The 20,250-nt window shown below is 57.3% G+C and carries 19 protein-coding genes; 3 read left to right on the plus strand and 16 right to left on the minus strand.

The window, feature by feature from the left end; translation table 11 throughout:
* Positions 1–166 precede the first annotated feature (166 nt).
* Positions 167–2,728: a DNA mismatch repair protein MutS gene (gene mutS / locus HFD94_RS20155; protein ID WP_010248533.1), complete on the plus strand. Its 2,562-nt coding sequence runs from the start codon at positions 167–169 to the stop codon at positions 2,726–2,728.
* A gap of 139 nt (positions 2,729–2,867) precedes the next feature.
* Here mutS and rpoS read toward each other — a convergent pair whose 3' ends face one another.
* From rpoS to cysG, 13 genes are all read right to left on the minus strand, one after another.
* A complete protein-coding gene (gene rpoS, locus HFD94_RS20160) occupies positions 2,868–3,860 on the minus strand; it encodes an RNA polymerase sigma factor RpoS (protein ID WP_003849090.1) in 993 nt (330 codons plus the stop codon).
* A gap of 57 nt (positions 3,861–3,917) precedes the next feature.
* A complete protein-coding gene (gene nlpD / locus HFD94_RS20165) occupies positions 3,918–5,018 on the minus strand; it encodes a murein hydrolase activator NlpD (RefSeq protein ID WP_010248535.1) in 1,101 nt (366 codons plus the stop codon).
* 162 nt (positions 5,019–5,180) lie between these two features.
* On the minus strand, positions 5,181–5,807 hold the full coding sequence (locus HFD94_RS20170) for a protein-L-isoaspartate(D-aspartate) O-methyltransferase (protein WP_010248537.1): 627 nt from the start codon (positions 5,805–5,807) through the stop codon (positions 5,181–5,183).
* On the minus strand, positions 5,801–6,562 hold the full coding sequence (gene surE / locus HFD94_RS20175; RefSeq protein WP_167433494.1) for a 5'/3'-nucleotidase SurE: 762 nt from the start codon (positions 6,560–6,562) through the stop codon (positions 5,801–5,803). Before surE ends, HFD94_RS20170 begins: the two co-directional genes overlap by 7 nt.
* Before the next feature lie 191 nt (positions 6,563–6,753).
* Complete coding sequence (gene truD / locus HFD94_RS20180; RefSeq protein WP_167433495.1) at positions 6,754–7,794, minus strand: tRNA pseudouridine(13) synthase TruD; 1,041 nt, start codon at positions 7,792–7,794, stop codon at positions 6,754–6,756.
* Positions 7,791–8,273 carry a 2-C-methyl-D-erythritol 2,4-cyclodiphosphate synthase gene (gene ispF, locus HFD94_RS20185; RefSeq protein WP_010248541.1) on the minus strand — a complete coding sequence of 161 codons (483 nt, stop codon included), beginning with the start codon at positions 8,271–8,273 and terminating at the stop codon, positions 7,791–7,793. The genes truD and ispF overlap by 4 nt, the downstream gene beginning before the upstream one ends.
* Positions 8,273–8,989, minus strand: a complete 717-nt coding sequence (gene ispD / locus HFD94_RS20190; RefSeq protein ID WP_010248543.1) for a 2-C-methyl-D-erythritol 4-phosphate cytidylyltransferase — start codon at positions 8,987–8,989, stop codon at positions 8,273–8,275. Before ispD ends, ispF begins: the two co-directional genes overlap by 1 nt.
* 3 nt (positions 8,990–8,992) lie before the next feature.
* On the minus strand, positions 8,993–9,310 hold the full coding sequence (gene ftsB, locus HFD94_RS20195; protein ID WP_010248545.1) for a cell division protein FtsB: 318 nt from the start codon (positions 9,308–9,310) through the stop codon (positions 8,993–8,995).
* Between the two features lie 177 nt (positions 9,311–9,487).
* A complete protein-coding gene (locus HFD94_RS20200) occupies positions 9,488–9,808 on the minus strand; it encodes a DUF3561 family protein (protein ID WP_010248547.1) in 321 nt (106 codons plus the stop codon).
* A 54-nt stretch (positions 9,809–9,862) separates the two neighbouring features.
* Positions 9,863–10,468 (minus strand): adenylyl-sulfate kinase, encoded by a 606-nt coding sequence (cysC, locus tag HFD94_RS20205; protein ID WP_013358869.1) that lies wholly within the window; start codon positions 10,466–10,468, stop codon positions 9,863–9,865.
* Positions 10,468–11,895 carry a sulfate adenylyltransferase subunit CysN gene (cysN, locus tag HFD94_RS20210; protein ID WP_010248552.1) on the minus strand — a complete coding sequence of 476 codons (1,428 nt, stop codon included), beginning with the start codon at positions 11,893–11,895 and terminating at the stop codon, positions 10,468–10,470. The genes cysC and cysN overlap by 1 nt, the downstream gene beginning before the upstream one ends.
* Positions 11,896–11,906: 11 nt before the next feature.
* The gene (gene cysD, locus HFD94_RS20215) at positions 11,907–12,815 is read right to left on the minus strand and encodes a sulfate adenylyltransferase subunit CysD (RefSeq protein WP_010248554.1); all 909 of its coding nucleotides are present in this window, start codon (positions 12,813–12,815) and stop codon (positions 11,907–11,909) included.
* Between the two features lie 9 nt (positions 12,816–12,824).
* Positions 12,825–14,240: a siroheme synthase CysG gene (gene cysG, locus HFD94_RS20220; protein ID WP_010248556.1), complete on the minus strand. Its 1,416-nt coding sequence runs from the start codon at positions 14,238–14,240 to the stop codon at positions 12,825–12,827.
* Between the two features lie 363 nt (positions 14,241–14,603).
* On the opposite strand from cysG, the gene HFD94_RS20225 reads away from it, so the two are divergent.
* Together HFD94_RS20225 and HFD94_RS20230 are read left to right on the plus strand one after the other, a co-directional pair.
* Positions 14,604–15,617, plus strand: coding sequence for an aminopeptidase (locus tag HFD94_RS20225; RefSeq protein WP_010672132.1), 1,014 nt, complete (start codon positions 14,604–14,606; stop codon positions 15,615–15,617).
* 9 nt (positions 15,618–15,626) lie between these two features.
* A complete protein-coding gene (locus tag HFD94_RS20230; protein ID WP_010248560.1) occupies positions 15,627–15,911 on the plus strand; it encodes a YciI family protein in 285 nt (94 codons plus the stop codon).
* A gap of 60 nt (positions 15,912–15,971) precedes the next feature.
* Here the strand turns inward: HFD94_RS20230 and cysH are convergent, their stop codons facing one another.
* From cysH to cysJ, 3 genes are read right to left on the minus strand one after another with little or no spacing between them, the layout of a single operon-like run.
* Positions 15,972–16,706, minus strand: a complete 735-nt coding sequence (gene cysH / locus HFD94_RS20235; RefSeq protein WP_167433496.1) for a phosphoadenosine phosphosulfate reductase — start codon at positions 16,704–16,706, stop codon at positions 15,972–15,974.
* Entirely contained in the window at positions 16,703–18,424 is a 1,722-nt protein-coding gene (gene cysI, locus HFD94_RS20240; RefSeq protein WP_167433497.1) for an assimilatory sulfite reductase (NADPH) hemoprotein subunit, read from the minus strand. The genes cysH and cysI overlap by 4 nt, the downstream gene beginning before the upstream one ends.
* Positions 18,424–20,241 (minus strand): NADPH-dependent assimilatory sulfite reductase flavoprotein subunit, encoded by a 1,818-nt coding sequence (cysJ, locus tag HFD94_RS20245; RefSeq protein WP_167433498.1) that lies wholly within the window; start codon positions 20,239–20,241, stop codon positions 18,424–18,426. Before cysJ ends, cysI begins: the two co-directional genes overlap by 1 nt.
* Positions 20,242–20,250 lie beyond the last annotated feature (9 nt).

The following is a 20,250-nucleotide window of genomic DNA, read 5'->3' on the forward strand; positions in this document are numbered from 1 at the left end:
GATGCCTGTCAGGTTACACCCGGTCAGGATCGCGGCTGTGCATCACGCTGGCATATGCCCTGCCCTATTCGTTATCATCTGATTATCCTGCGCGCCTGGAATCCCTTTCGGTTTCATGGGCGTTGACCGCCAGAAATTTACCGCATTAAAAATGAGCTAAAACCTTATGCAAGAGCCAACCGAAAAGGACTTTCCTTCCCACACGCCGATGATGCAGCAGTACCTGCGTCTCAAGGCGGAGCATCCTGACATTCTGCTGTTTTACCGTATGGGTGACTTCTACGAGCTGTTTTATGACGATGCAAAACGTGCCTCGCAGCTGCTGGAGATTTCACTCACCAAGCGCGGTGCGTCAGCGGGCGAGCCGATTCCGATGGCGGGTGTGCCCTATCATGCGGTTGAAGGTTACCTGGCTAAACTGGTGCAGCTGGGCGAATCCGTTGCCATCTGCGAGCAGATAGGCGATCCGGCGCTGAGCAAAGGCCCGGTCGAACGCAAAGTGGTGCGCATCGTTACTCCAGGCACCATCAGTGATGAGGCGCTGTTGCAGGAGCGACACGACAATCTGCTGGCGGCGATCGTGCAAAGCCCGCGTGGTTTTGGCTACGCCACGCTGGATATCAGCTCAGGCCGTTTTCGCCTCAGCGAACCTGCCGATGCTGAAACCATGGCGGCAGAGCTGCAGCGTACCAATCCGGCGGAGCTGCTCTACCCCGAAGATTTTCAGGCGATGTCGCTAATCGATCAGCGACGCGGCCTGCGACGCCGTCCGCTGTGGGAGTTTGAGATCGATACCGCACGCCAGCAGCTGAACCTGCAGTTCGGCACCCGCGATCTCAATGGCTTCGGCGTGGAGAATGCGCACCTCGGACTGAGCGCGGCGGGCTGCCTGCTGCAGTATGTTAAAGATACCCAGCGCACCACGCTGCCCCACATCCGCTCGCTGAGCATGGAGCGGCAGCAGGACAGCATCATCATGGATGCGGCCACCCGCCGTAATCTGGAGATCACCCAGAACCTGGCAGGCGGCACCGACAACACCTTAGCGGCGGTGCTGGATAAAACGGTCACCCCGATGGGTAGCCGGATGCTGAAACGCTGGCTGCATATGCCGCTGCGCGATGCGCGCATCATTAACCAGCGTCAGGAGTCGATTGCTGAGCTGCAAAATCTCAGCGACGTGCTGCAACCGGTGCTGCGTCAGGTCGGCGATCTGGAGCGAATCCTGGCTCGCCTGGCCCTGCGCACCGCACGTCCGCGCGATCTGGCTCGCATGCGTCATGCGTTTCAGCAACTGCCGGAACTTAACCAGCTGCTGGCCGATGTTGAGGCGCCCCAGTTGCAGAAGCTGCGCACGCAGATGGGCGAGTTCACTGCGTTACGTGAGCTGCTGGAACAGGCGGTGATTGAGTCACCGCCGGTGCTGATCCGCGACGGCGGAGTGATTGCGCCCGGCTACAACGCGGAGCTGGATGAGTGGCGTGCACTGGCAGATGGCGCAACCGACTATCTTGACCGGCTGGAGATCCGCGAACGCGAGAAGCTGGGACTGGATACCCTGAAGGTCGGCTTTAACGGCGTGCATGGTTATTACATCCAGGTAAGCCGCGGACAGAGCCATCAGGTACCGATGCACTATGTGCGTCGTCAGACCCTGAAAAATGCTGAACGCTATATCATTCCGGAGCTGAAAGAGTACGAAGACAAAGTACTCACCTCCAAAGGTAAAGCGCTGTCGCTGGAAAAAAGCCTGTATGAGGCGCTGTTCGATCAGTTGCTGCCGCATCTTGAAGCGCTGCAGCTGAGTGCCGCCGCGCTGGCAGAGCTGGATGTGTTAAGCAACCTGGCAGAACGCGCCTGGTCCCTGAACTATTGCCGCCCGGTATTGCAGGATAAAGCCGGGATTAAAATCAGCGGCGGACGCCATCCGGTGGTGGAACAGGTTCTGAAAGAGCCGTTTATTGCCAACCCACTGTCACTGGCACCCCAGCGCAGAATGCTGATTATTACCGGCCCCAACATGGGCGGTAAAAGTACCTATATGCGTCAGGCGGCGCTGATTGCGCTGATGGCATGGATTGGCAGTTTTGTTCCTGCCGATGAGACGCTGATTGGCCCGCTGGATCGCATCTTTACCCGTGTCGGTGCCGCTGACGATCTCGCCTCCGGGCGCTCGACCTTTATGGTTGAGATGACCGAAACCGCTAACATCCTGCACAACGCCACCGAAAACAGCCTGGTGCTGATGGATGAGATTGGACGCGGAACATCCACCTACGACGGTTTATCGCTCGCCTGGGCCTGCGCCGAAAACCTGGCAAACCGTATCAAGGCGATGACGCTGTTTGCCACCCATTACTTCGAGCTGACAACCCTGCCGGAAAAAATGGAAGGCGTGGTCAACGTCCATCTGGATGCCGTTGAGCATGGCGACACGATCGCCTTTATGCACAGCGTCCAGGAGGGTGCGGCAAGTAAGAGCTATGGTCTGGCGGTGGCGGCGCTGGCCGGCGTACCCAAAGAGGTGATTAAGCGGGCACGCAATAAGCTGAAGGAACTTGAGACCGTTTCAAACCACTCCGCGTCATCGACGGTCGATGGCTCTCAGCTGCCGCTGCTGGTTGAAGAGACCTCGCCTGCCATGGAGGCGCTTGAGGCGCTGGATCCCGATACGCTGACACCGCGTCAGGCACTCGACTGGATTTATCGTCTTAAATCGCTGGTCTGACATTACATCCCGTACATCGCACCGCGTTAATGCGCGGTGCTATGCTCGCTCGCCCGCAAATCACTTTTCTGCAGACATAAAAAAAGCGATGGTTTTCACCATCGCTTTTCGCATTCAAACTCAGATTTACTGTTAACGATTATTCACGAAACAGTGCTTCAATGCTGAGGCCCTGCGCCTGCAGGATTTCACGCAGACGGCGTAAACCTTCAACCTGAATCTGGCGTACACGCTCGCGGGTTAAGCCGATTTCACGACCCACATCCTCAAGTGTTGCCGCTTCATAGCCCAACAGGCCGAAACGACGTGCCAGCACTTCACGCTGCTTGGCGTTCAGTTCGAACAGCCATTTAACGATGCTTTGTTTCATATCATCGTCCTGCGTGGTGTCTTCCGGGCCGTTGTCTTTCTCATCGGCCAGAATATCCAGCAGCGCTTTTTCAGAATCACCGCCTAATGGCGTATCAACCGAGGTAATGCGTTCGTTGAGACGTAACATGCGGCTTACGTCATCAACCGGTTTATCAAGCTGCTCTGCGATCTCTTCCGCACTCGGCTCATGGTCGAGCTTGTGGGAAAGTTCACGCGCAGTACGCAGATAAACATTCAGTTCTTTCACAATGTGAATCGGCAGACGGATGGTACGGGTTTGATTCATGATCGCCCGTTCAATAGTCTGACGAATCCACCAGGTGGCGTACGTTGAGAAACGGAACCCGCGCTCCGGGTCAAATTTCTCTACGGCGCGAATCAGGCCGAGGTTACCTTCTTCAATCAGGTCCAGCAGAGCTAAACCACGATTGCTGTAACGACGAGCGATTTTCACCACCAGGCGTAAGTTACTTTCGATCATACGGCGACGGGAAGGGATATCACCCCGCAATGCACGGCGAGCGAAAAAGACTTCTTCCTCTGCCGTTAACAACGGAGAATAGCCAATCTCCCCGAGATAGAGCTGCGTCGCATCTAACACACGTTGCGTCGCACCCTGTGATAGCAACTCTTCTTCCGCTACGTCGCTATCACTGGCTTCATTTTCAACGAGTGCCTTCTCGTCAAAAATTTCAGCTCCGTTCTCATCGAATTCCGCGTTCTCATGTAACTCGTTTACTTTCAGCGTATTCTGGCTCATAAGCGGCTCCTACCCGTGATTCCAGGGCAGAACATAAACCTGTTTTGTTCTGCCGGATTATCGCTGCGGTAAATAACGCAACGGGTTTACGGATTTCCCCTTGTAACGAATTTCAAAGTGTAATCTGACTGAACTGGTTCCGGTGCTACCCATGGTAGCGATCTTTTGCCCCGCCTTAACTTCCTGTTGTTCCCGGACCAGCATTGTATCGTTGTGGGCGTAGGCGCTCAGGTAATCATCGTTGTGTTTAATGATGATTAAATTACCGTAACCCCGGAGTGCGTTACCTGCGTAAACCACTCGTCCTGAAGCAGTGGCGACCACAGATTGTCCGCGCGTCCCGGCGATATCGATACCTTTATTGCCACCTTCGGCGGCAGAGAAGTTATCGATGATCTTCCCGTCAGTCGGCCAGCGCCAGCTTCCGACCGGCGTTGAACTGTTGGTTGTACTGCTAACCGTTGGGGGTGCGGTAACGACTGGAGCTGTTGTCGTTGCAACATTTGCTCCATTCGAAGGCAACATTTTGCTGCCACCCGAATTACCTGAATCATCAGAATACGTAATAACAGGTTGCTGTGCAACAGCAGGCGATTTAATTTGTGGCGCCGCCGGAACGCCGCCCTGCGTTGCATCAGCAACGGTAATGGGATTGCCGCCAGTAATCGGCTGACCCGACCCATTGCCAATCTGCAAAGTTTGTCCGACATTCAGGCCATATGGCGCCGGAACATTGTTGCGCTGGGCTAAATCACGGAAATCGTTGCCGGTAATCCAGGCGATGTAAAACAATGTGTCGCCACGCTTAACGGTATAAGTTTCACCGGAGTAGCTACCCTTAGGAATGTTCTGATAACTGCGATTGTAAACAATCCGGCCATTCTGCGTCTCAACATTGCTGTTGGTACTAATCATTCCACCACTAGCGGGGGCAGATGCTGAATTTTTGCTTAACATTTGTCCCTGGGCTGGCGTGGCAGGAACGCCGCCTGAACTCATGTCTGCTCCAGACTGGTTAGTGTTCATGCCACCATTGTCGCCAACGCGACTGATGGGTGCCTGTGAGTTGTCGCTGGAGCTACAGCCTGCCAGCCAAAAACCTACCAGTGAAAGCGCCGCCAGACGGCGTAACTGAAAAAGTGTGCTTCCCGTGCTCATTAATCCCCCGTGATGGCAACTCTGATCTATCTGTTTCACTGTATCTGCCAGCAGGATACTCTGCGCGGCGCGATAAAATCTGCGTTTTCGATGAATAAACTGGATAGTAACAACATCAGGTACGTGGTGCTATGAAACAGTTGTGAAGAAATACGAAGAGGGTCAGGCCAGATCGCCCTGCACCAGCGGGACAAAACGCACTGGTTCAATGGTCTCTTCCATCACCTCTTCGCCCTGACGACGCAGGCGCTTCAGTACCTGCTGATCTTCGCCAACCGGCAACACCATGATGCCGCCTTCTGCCAGTTGTGCTATCAGCGCAATCGGAATTTCAGGCGGTGCAGCCGTGACGATGATGGCATCGAAGGGGCCACGTGAAGGCCAGCCCTGCCAGCCATCACCATGACGGGTTGAGACATTATGCAGATCCAGCTGTTTCAGACGGCGCTTGGCCTGCCACTGCAGCCCTTTGATGCGTTCCACTGAATAAACATGGTCCACCAGATGGGCAAGAATCGCCGTCTGATAACCTGAACCCGTACCAATCTCCAGCACACGCGAATGCGGATTAAGTCCGAGCAGCGCGGTCATCCGCGCAACCATGTAGGGCTGTGATATCGTCTGACCGGAGCCGATGGGCAAGGCAACATTGTCCCAGGCTTTATGCTCGAACGCTTCGTCGATAAAACGTTCGCGCGGCACCTCGCTGATGGCTTTCAGCAGGTTTTCATCATCGATGCCCTGCTGACGCAGTTGTGACAGCAACGTCTCAATACGCCGATTCACCATGCCAGGTTCACCTCAGCTTTAGCCAGCCAGTCACTGAGCACGTTCTGCGCGCTGTGCGCCGTTAAATCGACATGCAGTGCCGTGACAGAGACGTAGCCCTGATCCACGGCGGCGAAGTCTGTATCCGGGCCCGCATCCAGTTTTTCGCCTGGCGGACCAATCCAGTAGTGTGTATTGCCACGCGGATCCTGCTGCGCAATCACCTGATCCGCCGGATGGCGGCTGCCACAGCGCGTCACGCGGATGCCTTTGAGTTCAGATAACGGCAGATCGGGAACGTTGATGTTGAGAATGCGGCCGGTGCGCAGCGGTTCATGCGTCAGCGCCCTGAGGAGCGCGCAGGTCACGGCCGCCGCGGTGGCGTAGTGCTGATGGCCATTGAGCGAAACCGCGATAGCCGGTAAGCCAAGATGTCGCCCTTCCATCGCTGCCGCCACCGTGCCGGAGTAGATCACATCATCGCCCAGATTGGGGCCGGCATTGATGCCCGACACCACAATGTCGGGACGCGGCTGCATCAGCGCATTCACCCCCAGATAGACGCAGTCGGTCGGCGTCCCCATCTGGACGGCGATATCGCCGTTTTCATGGGTGAAGGTGCGCAGAGGCGTTTCCAACGTTAATGAGTTCGAGGCACCGCTTCGGTTACGATCGGGGGCAACAACCTGCACGTCAGCAATCTGCCGCAGGGCTTTCGCCAGAGTCTGAATGCCTGGCGCATGAATGCCGTCATCGTTACTGAGCAATATCCGCATTTCGTTCTGACCTTTTTTTATTCGACTGGTCGCCGTGACGGAACCTGTTTTAACGGCATGGCAACAGGTGAGGAATAGACGGCGATTTTTGCATTCTAGCGAGGCGCGCAAGGAAGTGGTAGGCGTAAATCACACGACGGTGGGGGTTTGCCGCAACATTACCCACACTGCGGGTCAGGTTGCGGCGAAGATTACTCATCAATCTGATCGGGCGAGTCCGCGTGGGTCAGCAGCTCCCGGACCACGCTGGTGGCAAAGCTGCCCGCTGGCAGCCAGAATGCCAGTTCCAGCGTAACATCATCCCACCAGCTCCACTGCATATCGCGCGGCACCATCAACATGGCACGGCGTGCAGCATCGACCTTTTCACGTTCAATCAGTCCCAGCAGCAGCGTCTCATCAGCCAGCGCCTGCTGTTCAAAGGCCAGCGCGTCAGCCTGCGGGCCAGGCTCGCCCCGTCCCGGCAGCGGCGCGGTGATGCGCAGCTCATGCTGCTCAACCCGGCGCTGTGACTCTGCCAGTTCATCAGGCTGGGCGACAAACCAGCTGCCTCGTCCGGTCAGCTGCAACGCATCGCCGTTGAGCACCTGAGTCAGCCCACCCTGCTGTTGCAGACGCGCACTGGTCACCTGATTAAACAGCGCACTGCGCGCGGCAGAGAGCATCAGGCTGCGCTTGTTGCGGTCGCGAATAATGATCTCATTGCGCGCCCACTTTTCAGCCATCACCAGGTTATTGCCGCCGCGACCAAAGCGCTGTTCACCAAAATAGTTCGGCACGCCCGCATCGCGAATCTGCGCCAGACGCGTTTCAACCGCATCACGGTCACTGATCTGGCGGATGATCAGCCGGAACGCGTTCCCCGCCAGTGCGCCGATGCGCAGCTTACGTTTGTGGCGCACCGCCTGCAGAATCTCGACCCCTTCCAGCTCAAAACCGCGCAGATCGGGCATCGCATTACCCGGCAGGCGAAAACAGAGAGTCTGTTCCGTCACCGCATGGCGATCTTTCATTCCGGCATAACTCATGTCGCGCTGATGAATACCGAGATACTTCGCCAGTGCCTCAGCCACAAAGCGGGTATTGGCCCCCACTTTACGGATGCGCACCAGCAGGTGCTCACCTTCACCATCCGCGCCATAACCGAGATCCTCAACCACCACGAAATCTTCCGGATTGGCTTTGATCACGCCGGAGGCCACGGGTGTGCCGTGCAGGTAATTCAGCATCATTGGCTGTCAGCTTTCAGGACTAACGCCACCGCTTCACAGGCGATGCCTTCGCCGCGCCCGGTAAAGCCCAGCTTCTCGGTGGTGGTCGCTTTGACGTTGACCGCATCCATATGGCAGCCCAGATCTTCTGCAATATTGATCCGCATCTGTGGCACGTGCGGCAGCATTTTCGGTGCCTGAGCAATAATCGTGACGTCGACATTACCGATGCGATAGCCTTTGGCTTCGATACGGCGCCAGGCCTCACGCAGCAAGCCGCGGCTGTCCGCCCCTTTAAAGGCCGGATCGGTGTCAGGAAAAAGCTTGCCGATATCGCCCATCGCCACTGCGCCCAGCAGCGCGTCAGTCAGCGCGTGCAGCGCCACATCGCCATCCGAATGGGCGATAAAACCCTGCTCAAACGGGATCCGCACACCGCCAATCACTAACGGACCCTCTCCGCCAAAGGCGTGAACGTCAAAACCGTGACCGATACGCATCATGCGCTCTCCTTTAATTGAATCTGACTCAGATAAAAAGCCGCCAGCGCCAGATCTTCTGGCCGGGTGACTTTGATGTTATCACTGCGTCCGCTGACTAACAGCGGGTGGTAGCCGCAATACTCCAGCGCCGAGGCTTCATCGGTGATGGTCGCGCCTTCTGCCAGCGCCCGCGTCAGGCAGGCGGTGAGCAGCGCATGAGGGAAAAATTGCGGCGTTAAGGCGTGCCAGAGATCGTCGCGCTCTACGGTATGGGCCACCGCGGCTTTGCCCGGCTCGCCCCGTTTCATGGTGTCACGCACTGGCGCGGCCAGAATCCCGCCAACGTGGCTCTGTTCACGCACGTTGAGCAGTTGCTGGAGATCGTCGGGATGCAGACAGGGACGCGCGGCATCATGGACCAGCACCCAGGCGGAACCCTGTGCGGCCTGCAATCCGGCCAGCACCGATTCGGCGCGGGTCTCTCCGCCTGTCACCCTGAGCACGCGCGGATCGCGTGCCAGCGGCAGTGAAGCGAAGTGCTGATCATCAGGACTGAGGGCGACAATCACCTGTTTGATAGCGGGATGGGAAAACAGACGCGCAATGCTGTGTTCCAGAAGGGTGTGCTGACCAATCGTCAGATACTGCTTCGGACAGGTTGCCTGCATGCGGCTGCCGATCCCGGCAGCGGGCACCACGGCAATCACATCCGCAAGGGAGGCCAGAGTGTTCATGTTTTATCGTTGTTGGTTAAGCGCTGCTTGTTGCGCGTTGCGTTTGTTCTGGTCAGGCACCAGACGATAGAAAGTCTCACCGGGCTTAATCATGCCCAGTTCATTGCGTGCACGCTCCTCGATCGCTTCCGAGCCGCCATTGAGATCGTCAATTTCGGCAAACAGCTGATCGTTTCGCGATTTCAGTTTGGCATTGTTTGCCTGTTGCACCGCGACATCATCATTGACGCGCGTATAGTCATGGATGCCATTTTTCCCCAGCCACAACGAATATTGCAGCCAGCCAAGCAGCACCAATAACAGTAACGTCAGTTTTCCCATCCCGCCCCCTAAAAACGGCCCAATCATCCCATAACTTTGCACAGGACTCCACACCAGCGGAGAAAATGGCGCGCTTTGCTGCGCGTCTGCGCAAAATATGAATCAGTACCGATTCAGACGGGAAAAGATTTGTAACCTGCCGATGCGTTTGCACATCAGCGCGGGCGCACTGAGGGCTTACCAGCCGGAGAGAAAAGAGAACATTAACCAGAAGAGCGTGACCACCATGATCACCGTGGCGAGCGCGGCCCACAGCCACTGTCCACTCAGCAGCGTATTCAGCGCGATACCCGTGACCACCGCAACCGGCAGCAGCGCCAGAAAGAATGGCCAGGTATAAAGAAAGAAGAACAGTGTGTTAGAGCCGAACAGCAGGAAAGGAATCGCCAGCGCGCACCAGTAAGCGAGAAAGCCGATAACGCCGCCCGGCAGCAATGAGCGCGGCTCATCCGGGGAGGAGTCATCTTTTCGAGCGAGCATTGGGGTAATGTTCTGCATAGGCATCCTGTTGGCGCGAGGGCGGCAAATCAGAAACGATTTGCCGCTGTCTCTTCAGGATCTGATGATATCGCGGTCACGCAGCAGGTCTAACAATTGGGCGGCCAGTTTTGTAACCAATTGTTCGCCATCCAGCTGGATTTCCGGGCTATCGGGCGCCTCATAGACGCTGTCGATGCCGGTGAAATTACGCAGTTCACCGGCGCGCGCTTTGCGATACAACCCTTTCGGATCACGCGCTTCACACACGGCTAACGGCGTATCGACAAATACCTCGATAAACTGTCCCGGCTCCAGCAGATCGCGCACCATCTGACGCTCGGCGCGATGCGGCGAAATAAAGGCAGTGAGCACCACGAGTCCGGCATCCACCATCAGTTTCGCCACTTCACCGACGCGACGGATATTCTCTTTACGGTCATCATCGCTGAAACCGAGGTCACGACAGAGGCCGTGACGCACATTGTCACCATCCAGCAGATAGGTGCTGACGCCGATGCGGTGCAGCGCCTGCTCCAGCGCACCGGCAACGGTGGATTTCCCCGAGCCCGAAAGCCCGGTGAACCACAGCACCACGCCCTGATGGCCATGCTGCTGTTCGCGTGAGGCGCGTGTCACCGGATGATCATGCCACACCACGTTATCGTCGTGCTGCGCCATTACTGACCGCCCAGCAGGTCGCGCGCATTCCAGTGTGGGAAGTGGCGGCGCACCAGCGCATTCAGTTCCAGCTCAAACGCGCTGAACTCGCCGGTATTAACCGGGGCATCATGGTTTGGCTGATGGATCATGCCGGCACCCACGGTGACGTTGCTCAGGCGATCGATAAAGATCATGCCGCCGGTTACCGGGTTCTGCTGATAGCTGTCGAGCACCATCGGTTCATCAAAGGTGATCTCAATGCGACCGATACCGTTCAGCGGCAGCGTATCGACCTGACGCGTCTCCAGCGAGTTGATCTCGACCTGATGCAGCACCTTCTCTACCCGGCCACGGGTTTTCTTACCGGCGATTTTCAGGTCATAACTCTGACCGGCCTGCAGTGGCTGTTCTGCCATCCAGACCACGTCAACGCTGGCAGACTGAACCGCTGCCAGCTCTTCACTGGCATCCACCAGCAGATCGCCACGGCTGATATCAATCTCATCCTGCAGCACCAGGGTAATCGCTTCGCCTGCACCCGCTTCCTGCAGATCGCCATCGAAGGTCACAATGCGGGCAATGGTCGACTCCACGCCAGAAGGCAGCACTTTAACGCGCTGGCCTACCTGCACGCTGCCCGACGCCAGGGTGCCGGCATAGCCACGAAAATCGAGGTTCGGACGGTTGACATACTGCACCGGGAAACGCATCGGCTGATGATCGACGACGCGCTTCAGCTCCACAGTCTCCAGCACATCCAGCAGCGTCGGGCCGCTATACCACGGCATGGTCTGACTGGCAGAGGCGACGTTATCCCCTTCCAGCGCCGACATCGGCACAAAGCGGATATCGAGGTCTTCCGGCAGCTGCGCAGCAAAGTCGAGGTAATCCTGTTTTATCTGTTCGAAGCGCTCCTGGTTGTACTCCACCAGATCCATCTTATTGATTGCCACCACCAGGTGTTTGATACCCAGCAGCGTCGAGATAAAGCTGTGGCGGCGGGTCTGATCCAGTACGCCTTTACGCGCATCGATCAGCAGGATCGCCAGATCGCAGGTTGACGCGCCGGTCGCCATGTTACGGGTGTACTGCTCATGTCCCGGCGTGTCGGCGATAATAAATTTACGCTTTTCGGTCGAGAAGTAGCGGTAGGCCACATCAATGGTAATGCCCTGCTCACGCTCAGCCTGCAGACCATCCACCAGCAGCGCCAGATCGAGCTTCTCGCCCTGGGTGCCGTGACGTTTGCTGTCGTTGTGCAGCGACGAGAGCTGATCTTCATAGATCTGACGGGTGTCGTGTAGCAGACGTCCAATCAGGGTACTTTTTCCGTCATCAACGCTGCCGCAGGTCAGAAAACGCAGCAGGCTCTTGTGCTGTTGCGTGGTCAGCCAGGCTTCAACGCCGCCCTGGTCGGCAATCTGTTGTGCAATTACGGTATTCATCTGGCGTCTCCTTAGAAATAACCCTGACGTTTTTTCAGTTCCATCGAACCGGACTGATCGCGATCGATCATGCGGCCCTGACGCTCGCTGGTGGTGGAAACCAGCATCTCTTCGATGATCTCCGGCAGCGTCTGCGCTTCAGACTCTACCGCGCCGGTCAGCGGCCAGCAGCCGAGCGTACGGAAACGGACCATCCGTTCGGTGATCTCTTCTCCCGGCTGCAGGTTGATGCGATCGTCATCGATCATCATCAGCATGCCATCACGCTCCAGCACCGGACGCGGTGCGGCGAGATAGAGCGGCACGATCTCGATGTTTTCCAGGAAGATGTACTGCCAGATATCCAGTTCGGTCCAGTTCGACAGCGGGAAGACGCGGATGCTTTCACCCTTGTTGATCTGACCGTTGTAGTTGTGCCACAGCTCAGGGCGCTGGTTTTTCGGATCCCAGCGATGGAAGCGGTCACGGAATGAGTAGATACGCTCTTTGGCGCGTGACTTCTCTTCATCACGACGTGCGCCGCCAAAGGCTGCATCAAAACCATATTTGTTCAGCGCCTGCTTCAGCCCTTCGGTTTTCATGATGTCAGTGTGTTTGGCACTGCCGTGAACAAAGGGGTTGATGCCCATCGCTACGCCTTCCGGGTTGCGGTGAACCAGCAACTCTGCGCCCATCGCTTTCACGGTGCGATCGCGAAATTCGTACATTTCACGGAATTTCCAGCCGGTATCCACATGCAGCAACGGGAACGGCAGCGTGCCTGGGTAGAAGGCTTTACGCGCCAGATGGAGCATGACCGAGGAGTCTTTGCCGATGGAGTACATCATCACCGGATTGCTGAACTCCGCCGCCACTTCGCGAATGATGTGGATACTCTCCGCCTCCAGCTGACGCAGATGAGTGAGTCGTTTTTGGTCCATGATTTTCCCTCAAGCCAGATTGACAACGGCGGACTCGCGAGCCCCCTGCTGTGCTGAATGTTTAAACCAGGCGAGTTGCCCGTGCAGATTAACCACCTCTCCGATCACCAGCAGCGCCGGAGTGGGTGCCGAGGCGGCCAGCGCCTCAAGTTGTTCTAAGGTGCCGGTCAGCACCTGTTGATCCTGACGGGTGCCGCGACTGATCACCGCCACCGGCGTTGATGGCGCGCGACCGTGCTGAATCAGCGCCTCGCTGATGGCAGCGGCTTTAACGGTTCCCATGTAGATCGCCAGCGTCTGACGCGCACGCGCCAGCGATGGCCAGTCAATGTCATCCCCATCGGGACGGCAGTGACCGGTAATAAACATCACGCTCTGCGCGTAGTCACGGTGGGTCAGCGGAATACCGGCATAGGCCGTCGCACCGGCTGCCGCGGTGACGCCCGGCACCACCTGGAACGGCACACCCGCCTGCTGAGCCGCCTGCAGCTCTTCGCCGCCGCGGCCAAAGATAAAGGGATCGCCGCCCTTGAGGCGCACGACGCGCTTGCCTTTCAGCGCCAGTGAAACCAGCATCTGATTGATCTCTTCCTGCGGCAACGTGTGCGCGCTGGCCCGTTTGCCGACGCAGATGCGATCGGCATCGCGGCGCACCAGATCCAGCACCTCTTCGCTGACCAGATGGTCGTAGAGCACCACATCGGCTAACTGCATCACCTGCAGGCCACGCAGCGTCAGCAGACCGCTGTCGCCCGGCCCGGCGCCCACCAGAAAGATCTCGCCCTGACGGGTCGGCTCTTCCTGCAGTTCGCGGTCCAGCGTGCGTTTCGCCTCTTCGACGTTACCGGCAGACATCTCACTGGCGAACCGGCCGTCGAAAGCGCGTTCCCAGAAGCGCCGACGGTCAGACATGCGGCTGAAGCGCTGTTTGACTTTATCGCGCCAGAGTCCGGCCACTTCAGCCATCTGACCCAGACTGGCAGGCAGCAGCGTTTCGATTTTTTCGCGCAGCATGCGTGCCAGCACCGGTGCGGTGCCGCTGGAGGAGATCGCCACCACCAGCGGTGAGCGGTCAACAATCGAGGGGAAGATAAAGGTGCATTTTGGCTGGTCATCCACCACGTTAACCAGCTTATGCCGCGCGTTGGCGGCTTCAAACACCTGGCTGTTGAGATGGTTGTCGTCGGTGGCGGCAATCACCAGGAAAACGCCATCCAGCTGGGCCGGGTCAAATTCGGTCGCCAGCCACTCCAGCTCCTGCTTATCCAGCAGTGCCTGCAGTTCAGGGCAGAGTTCACGAGATGCGATCAGAACGCGCGCGCGTGCACGGCGCAGCAGTTCAATTTTTCGCGCCGCAATATCTCCCCCGCCGACAACCAGAACCGGGCGGCCAGAAAGATCGGCAAAAAGAGGCAAATAGTCCACGTTAACCCTGATGTTTTAACTTTGTATTAACGCGACTATACGTCGCTGGGTTTATCCAGATGAAATTACGAATTGGAATGAGTAGTTACCGAATGGAATAACGACGCCGCAAAGCACAGAACAATTTGGTCTTAACAGATGAAATTTAATGGCTTTTTCGTGAACAAGCTCACATATTGAAAGCCACACCTGCGGCAGCAAAAGCAGATAAGTGCCAGCGATAATGGTCCGTTACGCTTTTCGGTAGTGACAGCGCCCGATTCCACTAACAAAGTCACGGGACAAAAAGGATATAATGCGCGCGGCATGGCTGGCCCTGGCCCCCATGCGGAACGGCTCCCGAATAATGAAAAAGGATGCACTATGTTTTATTCCCTCCGCTTGAGGGTAGCGACAATTTTATTTGGCGCACTCATTTCTCCGCTGGCTCTGGCCACTCCGCCTGGCCAGTTTGCCGAACAGCAGGTCCGGCACATCGCCACCTTGTTTCCTGGCCGGATGAGCGGCAGCCCGGCTGAGCTGATGGCAGCCGACTACCTGCAACAGCAATTTACCGCGCTGGGGTATAAGACCAATACCCGCCAGTTCAGGACCGGCTATAAGTGGCAGGAAGAGGATGGCACGCAGCGCTGGCATAAGCTCACGGCAACCTCGGTGATTGCCGCGCGTGCAGGCAGCGTGCCGCAGGAGATTCTGATCGTGGCACATCTGGATACCTGGACGCCGCAAAATAGCAGCCAGGCCCAGCACAATCTGGGCGGCTTACGCCTGCAGGGCGTCGATGATAATGCATCGGGTCTTGGCGTAATGCTGGAGCTGGCGCAGCAGCTAAGCCGCAAACCGCTGCACTACGGCATACGCTTTGTGGCGCTGAGCGCCGGAGAGGCGGATCTGCACGGCATGGATGATTATGTTGAGCGGATGAGCACGCGTGAGAAGAAGAATACCCTGCTGGTCATCGATCTGAATAGCCTGATCACCGGCGATCATCTCTATTTTAACAGCGGCATGAATACGCCCCGGGCGGTGCGCAAGCAGACCAGCGAACGAGCCCTGTTACTGGCACGCCAGCAGGGCATTCCCGCCGCCAGTCATCAGCTGAACCGTAAAGATTTTGACGCTCTTAATGCCTTCGACAAGGCGGGCTTTCCGCTGCTGGATGTGACCGCCAGCAACTGGACGCTGGGTAATAAAGATGGTGCGCTGCAGCGTCATCGTAGTCCCCACTTTCCTGATGGCGTTACCCGCCATCAGACTGACCTGGATAATCTGAGCTATCTCGACCGCTGGCTGCCGGGGCAGATAACCTTGCGAACCCGCGACAGCGTTCGCGTGCTGCTGCCGCTGCTCAGTGAACTGACCAATCCCAAAGTGTAAGGATCTGACATGTACGTGGTCTTTCTGAATTACGTTCGTCCGGTAGAAGAAGTTGAAGCGCTGCTGGCAGCCCATATCGAATGGCTGGATCGCTATTTTGACGCGGGCTTTTTTATTGCAGCGGGACGTAAAGATCCGCGCACGGGCGGCATGTTACTGGTCAGGGAGATGGAACGAGAAGAGCTGGATGCAATTTTAGCGGAAGATCCGTTTGTCACGGTGGCAGAGTATGAGGTGACGAAAGTGAATGTGACCCGTGCAGCAGAGGCGTTTGCCGGATTAAAAGGCGCTTAGCTTTCCGCCTGACTGCAGCCAAAAACTTCTCTCCCTGTGTGCGGGGAGAGAAGTCCTGCGTCAGCCTTCGTGCAGACCACACTCGCGCTTGAGGCCGAAGAAGCGCGTCTCTTCTTCTGCCATACCCGGCTCCCACTTGCGGGTGGTATGGGTATCGCCCACCGATAGATAGCCTTCATCCCACAGCGGATGGTACTTCAGCTTATGCTGCTCCAGATACTGATGAATCTGGCGGTTATCCCAGTCGATAATCGGCAGCAGCTTAAAGACGCCACGCTGGACGCCCAGCACCGGCAGATTCGCCCGGCTGCCCGACTGGTCGCGGCGCAATCCGGCAAACCAGGTCTGCGCGCCCAGGGTTTCAATGGCGCGATTCATCGGCTCAACTTTGTTGATCTCGTTATATTTCTCAATCCCCTCGACGCCCTGCTCCCACAGTTTGCCGTAGCGCGCTTCCTGCCAGGCCGGTGAGGTTTCGGCACGGAACACTTTAAGGTTGAGATTGAGCTGGTCCGCCAGCTCATCAATAAAACGATAGGTCTCCGGGAACAGATAGCCGGTGTCGGTCAGGATCACCGGAATATCGGGCTGCAGACGCGTCACCAGATGCAGCGACACCGCGGCCTGAATACCGAAACTGGAGGAGAGCACATAGGCACCCGGCAGATTCTCCAGCGCCCAGCTGACCCGCTCTTCCGCTGATGACTTCTCCAGCTGCGCATTGGTCGCGGCCAGCGCCATAGCACGCTGGACTTTGGACATCCCATTCAGTGCTGCGAGGTCGGGGTGACTCATTTTGCTTCCTCCCAAAAATCGCGTGCCGGGTCCAGCACCGGCGCAACAATGCCCGCGCGGATGGTGAAATCACCAAAGCCTTCCGCGGCCTGGCGCTCAGTGGCCCAGCGTCCCACCAGCTCATCAATGGTGGCGAGAATTTCGCTTTCGTTAATGTTTTCACGGTACATGCGGGGAATACGCGTTCCGCTGCGGTTTCCACCCAGATGCAGGTTGTAGCGACCTGGCGCTTTACCCACCAGACCCAGCTCAGCCAGCATGGCACGGCCACAGCCGTTGGGACAACCGGTAACGCGTAACACTATGTGCTCATCGCCAACGCCATGCGCATGCATGATCCCTTCCACTTTGGTCACGAAGGCAGGCAGGAAGCGCTCGGCTTCTGCCATCGCCAGCGGACAGGTCGGGAACGCCACGCAGGCCATCGAGTTTTCGCGCTGTGCCGTAACGTGATCCATCAGACCATGTTCGCGCGCGATTGCTTCGATCTGCGCTTTTTCGCTTTCCGGCACGCCCGCCACAATCAGGTTCTGATTAGCGGTCAGGCGGAAATCGCCCTGATGAATTTTTGCAATTTCAGCGATGCCGCTTTTTAGTGGTCGGCCCGGATAGTCGAGCAGGCGACCATTTTCGATAAACAGCGTCAGGTGCCATTTGTTGTCGATGCCTTTAATCCAGCCAATACGATCGCCACGGGTGGTGAACTCATAAGGACGGATCGGCTCAAACGTCACACCGGCACGTTTTTCAACTTCGGCTTTAAAGGTCTCGACGCCAACGCGTTCCAGGGTGTACTTGGTTTTAGCGTTTTTACGGTCGGTACGGTTGCCCCAGTCGCGCTGCGTCGTGACCACCGCCTCGGCGACGTCGAGGATCTTCTCCACCGGGAAATAGCCAAACTCGCTGGCGGTGCGCGCATAGGTCGCTTTGTTACCGTGCTCAATCGACAGCCCGCCACCCACCAGCAGGTTAAAGCCCACCAGCTTGCCGTGCTCGACGACAGCGACAAAGTTCAGATCGTTGGCGTGCAGATCCACGTCGTTATGCGGCGGGATCACTACGGTGGTTTTGAATTTACGCGGCAGATACGTTTCACCGAGGATCGGCTCTTCGTCGGTGGTGGCGACTTTTTCTTTATCCCACCAGATCTCCGCATAGGCACGGGTGCGTGGCAGCAGATGCTCAGAGAGTTTCTTCGCCCACTCATACGCTTCCTGATGCAGCTCCGACTCAACCGGGTTCGACGTACAGAGCACGTTACGGTTAACGTCGTTGGCGGTCGCCAGCGCATCCAGCCCCACCTCATGCAGCATCTGATGCGTCGGCTTGACGTTCTTCTTCAGAATGCCGTGAAACTGGAAGGTCTGACGGTTAGTCAGACGGATGCTGCCATAGATGGTTTTATCGGTGGCAAATTTGTCGATGGCCAGCCACTGAGTCGGCGTAATGATGCCGCCCGGTAACCGGCAACGCAGCATCATGGCGTGGCGCGGCTCCAGCTTCTGCTCAGCACGTTCGGCACGAATATCGCGATCGTCCTGCTGGTACATGCCGTGAAAACGAATCAGCAGGAAGTTGTCGCCGGTAAAACCGCCGGTCAGACCCTCTTCCAGATCTTCTTTAATGGTGCCGCGCAGATAGTTGCTCTGCTTCTTCAGACGCTCAGCGTCTGCTAATTTGCCTTCTACAACCAGCGGTCCAGGGTGTTTATCGCTCATTAGTAAACGTCTCGCTGATAACGGCGCTCAATGCGCAGCTCACTTAAAAATTCGTCGGCCGTTTCACGATCCATTCCGCCGTGTTCGACCACCACATCCAGCAATGCCTGCTCGACGTCTTTTGCCATACGATTCGCGTCGCCACAGACATAAAGATGCGCGCCCTCTTCGATCCAGCGCCACACTTCGGCCCCTTTCGCGCGGATCTTATCCTGTACGTAAATCTTCTCTGCCTGATCGCGTGACCAGGCGAGGTCGATATGAGTCAGCAGACCATCCTTAACATATTTCTGCCACTCCACCTGATAGAGGAAATCGTCGGTGAAGTGCGGATTACCAAAGAATAGCCAGTTTTTGCCGCCGGCACCGTCGTTGTCGCGCTGCTGCATAAAGGCGCGGAACGGCGCGATGCCGGTGCCCGGGCCAATCATGATCACTGGCGCATCCGGATTAGCCGGCAGGCGGAAGTTGTCGTTGTGTTCGATGAAGACCCGGACTTCGCCCTCTTCTTCGATGCGATCGGCCAGCCAGGTCGATGCACCGCCGCCGCGCTGGCGACCTTCAATATCAAAGCGAACGGCACCGACGGTGATATGCACTTCGGTATCGGTTTCAGCCTGCGAAGAGGCGATAGAGTAGAGGCGCGGCGTCAGCGGTCGCAGCAGTCCGGTCAGCTGTTCAGCGCTGAGTTCGGACGGTGCCAGGCGCACCATATCCGCAATCGGATAGTGCTGCGCATAGTGCTGCAGCCTGGCTTTATCATCCACCAGTGAGAGCAACTCCGCGTTGCGTGACAGCTGGGCATACTGCGCCACGATCTGCGCGGTGTTAACCGTCAGCTCGAAATGCTTCTGCAGCGCCTCCGCCAGCGGCAGGGTTTTCCCCTGAACCTCTACCGGCTCATCGCCTTTCAGCCAGACCAGCTCCAGCAGTTCGCTGACCAGCGCCGCGTCGTTCTCATACCAGACGCCCAGCGCATCGCCAGGCTGGTAGCGCAGACCGGAATCGCCCAGATCGATTTCGATATGGCGCACATCTTTATCTGAGTCCCGTCCGGTAATTTTCTGATTCACCGCCAGACTCGCGCTGAGCGGCGACTCTTTAGTATAGGGGCTGGTGGTGACTTCGTTGACGCTGCCGGCTGCTGTCGCCGCAGCCTGCGCCGGGGATTCAGTGGGAACGCGTTTCTTGAGAATTTCCGTCAGTGCATTGCGCCAGGCGGTGGCCTGCTCCGCATACTCTACATCCGCATCAACGCGATCCAGCAGACGCTCACCGCCCAGCTCCGCCAGTCGGCTGTCAAAATCTTTACCCGCCTGACTGAAGAATTCATAAGAGGTGTCGCCCAGGCCAAACACTGCGAAGGCGGCACCCTCCATTTTCGGTGCCTTTTTCGACATCAGGAATTTATGCAGCGCCACCGCCTCTTCCGGCGGTTCGCCTTCGCCCTGCGTGGAGGTTACAACCACCAGCATTTTTTCCTGGCCAATCTGTTTGAACTTGTAGTCACCGGCATTCACCAGATTTACGTTCAGCTTTGCGGCCAGCAGGTCATCACGCAACTGCTCAGCCAGACGACGTGCGTTGCCGGTCTGGGAAGCGGAAAGCAGCGTAATGGCGGGCGCTTCGGCCGGAGCCGGAGCCGGAGCAGATGCAGTGCTGGCGACGGCGCTACCCGGGGTCTGTTCCACCCTGCCCCAGAAATAGCCTGACAGCCACGCCAGTTGAGTCGGGGAATAATCTGTCGCCGCCGCCTGTAAGCGAGCGAGTTGTTCCGGGGAGAGCGGAAGCATTGAACCAGGTGCCTGAGTCGTCATCGCGTTAAA

Source organism: Pantoea sp. EKM20T (assembly GCF_011800485.1).
GTDB lineage: Bacteria > Pseudomonadota > Gammaproteobacteria > Enterobacterales > Enterobacteriaceae > Pantoea > Pantoea agglomerans.

What these genes read in the sequence shown, in the direction of transcription:
- mutS (WP_010248533.1), top strand. Translation starts at nt 167, where the DNA reads ATGCAAGAGCCAACCGAAAAGGACTTTCCTTCCCACACGCCGATGATG.
- rpoS (WP_003849090.1), bottom strand. Translation starts at nt 3,860, where the DNA reads ATGAGCCAGAATACGCTGAAAGTAAACGAGTTACATGAGAACGCGGAA.
- nlpD (WP_010248535.1), bottom strand. Translation starts at nt 5,018, where the DNA reads ATGAGCACGGGAAGCACACTTTTTCAGTTACGCCGTCTGGCGGCGCTT.
- HFD94_RS20170 (WP_010248537.1), bottom strand. Translation starts at nt 5,807, where the DNA reads ATGGTGAATCGGCGTATTGAGACGTTGCTGTCACAACTGCGTCAGCAG.
- surE (WP_167433494.1), bottom strand. Translation starts at nt 6,562, where the DNA reads ATGCGGATATTGCTCAGTAACGATGACGGCATTCATGCGCCAGGCATT.
- truD (WP_167433495.1), bottom strand. Translation starts at nt 7,794, where the DNA reads ATGATGCTGAATTACCTGCACGGCACACCCGTGGCCTCCGGCGTGATC.
- ispF (WP_010248541.1), bottom strand. Translation starts at nt 8,273, where the DNA reads ATGCGTATCGGTCACGGTTTTGACGTTCACGCCTTTGGCGGAGAGGGT.
- ispD (WP_010248543.1), bottom strand. Translation starts at nt 8,989, where the DNA reads ATGAACACTCTGGCCTCCCTTGCGGATGTGATTGCCGTGGTGCCCGCT.
- ftsB (WP_010248545.1), bottom strand. Translation starts at nt 9,310, where the DNA reads ATGGGAAAACTGACGTTACTGTTATTGGTGCTGCTTGGCTGGCTGCAA.
- HFD94_RS20200 (WP_010248547.1), bottom strand. Translation starts at nt 9,808, where the DNA reads ATGCAGAACATTACCCCAATGCTCGCTCGAAAAGATGACTCCTCCCCG.
- cysC (WP_013358869.1), bottom strand. Translation starts at nt 10,468, where the DNA reads ATGGCGCAGCACGACGATAACGTGGTGTGGCATGATCATCCGGTGACA.
- cysN (WP_010248552.1), bottom strand. Translation starts at nt 11,895, where the DNA reads ATGAATACCGTAATTGCACAACAGATTGCCGACCAGGGCGGCGTTGAA.
- cysD (WP_010248554.1), bottom strand. Translation starts at nt 12,815, where the DNA reads ATGGACCAAAAACGACTCACTCATCTGCGTCAGCTGGAGGCGGAGAGT.
- HFD94_RS20225 (WP_010672132.1), top strand. Translation starts at nt 14,604, where the DNA reads ATGTTTTATTCCCTCCGCTTGAGGGTAGCGACAATTTTATTTGGCGCA.
- HFD94_RS20230 (WP_010248560.1), top strand. Translation starts at nt 15,627, where the DNA reads ATGTACGTGGTCTTTCTGAATTACGTTCGTCCGGTAGAAGAAGTTGAA.
- cysH (WP_167433496.1), bottom strand. Translation starts at nt 16,706, where the DNA reads ATGAGTCACCCCGACCTCGCAGCACTGAATGGGATGTCCAAAGTCCAG.
- cysI (WP_167433497.1), bottom strand. Translation starts at nt 18,424, where the DNA reads ATGAGCGATAAACACCCTGGACCGCTGGTTGTAGAAGGCAAATTAGCA.
- cysJ (WP_167433498.1), bottom strand. Translation starts at nt 20,241, where the DNA reads ATGACGACTCAGGCACCTGGTTCAATGCTTCCGCTCTCCCCGGAACAA.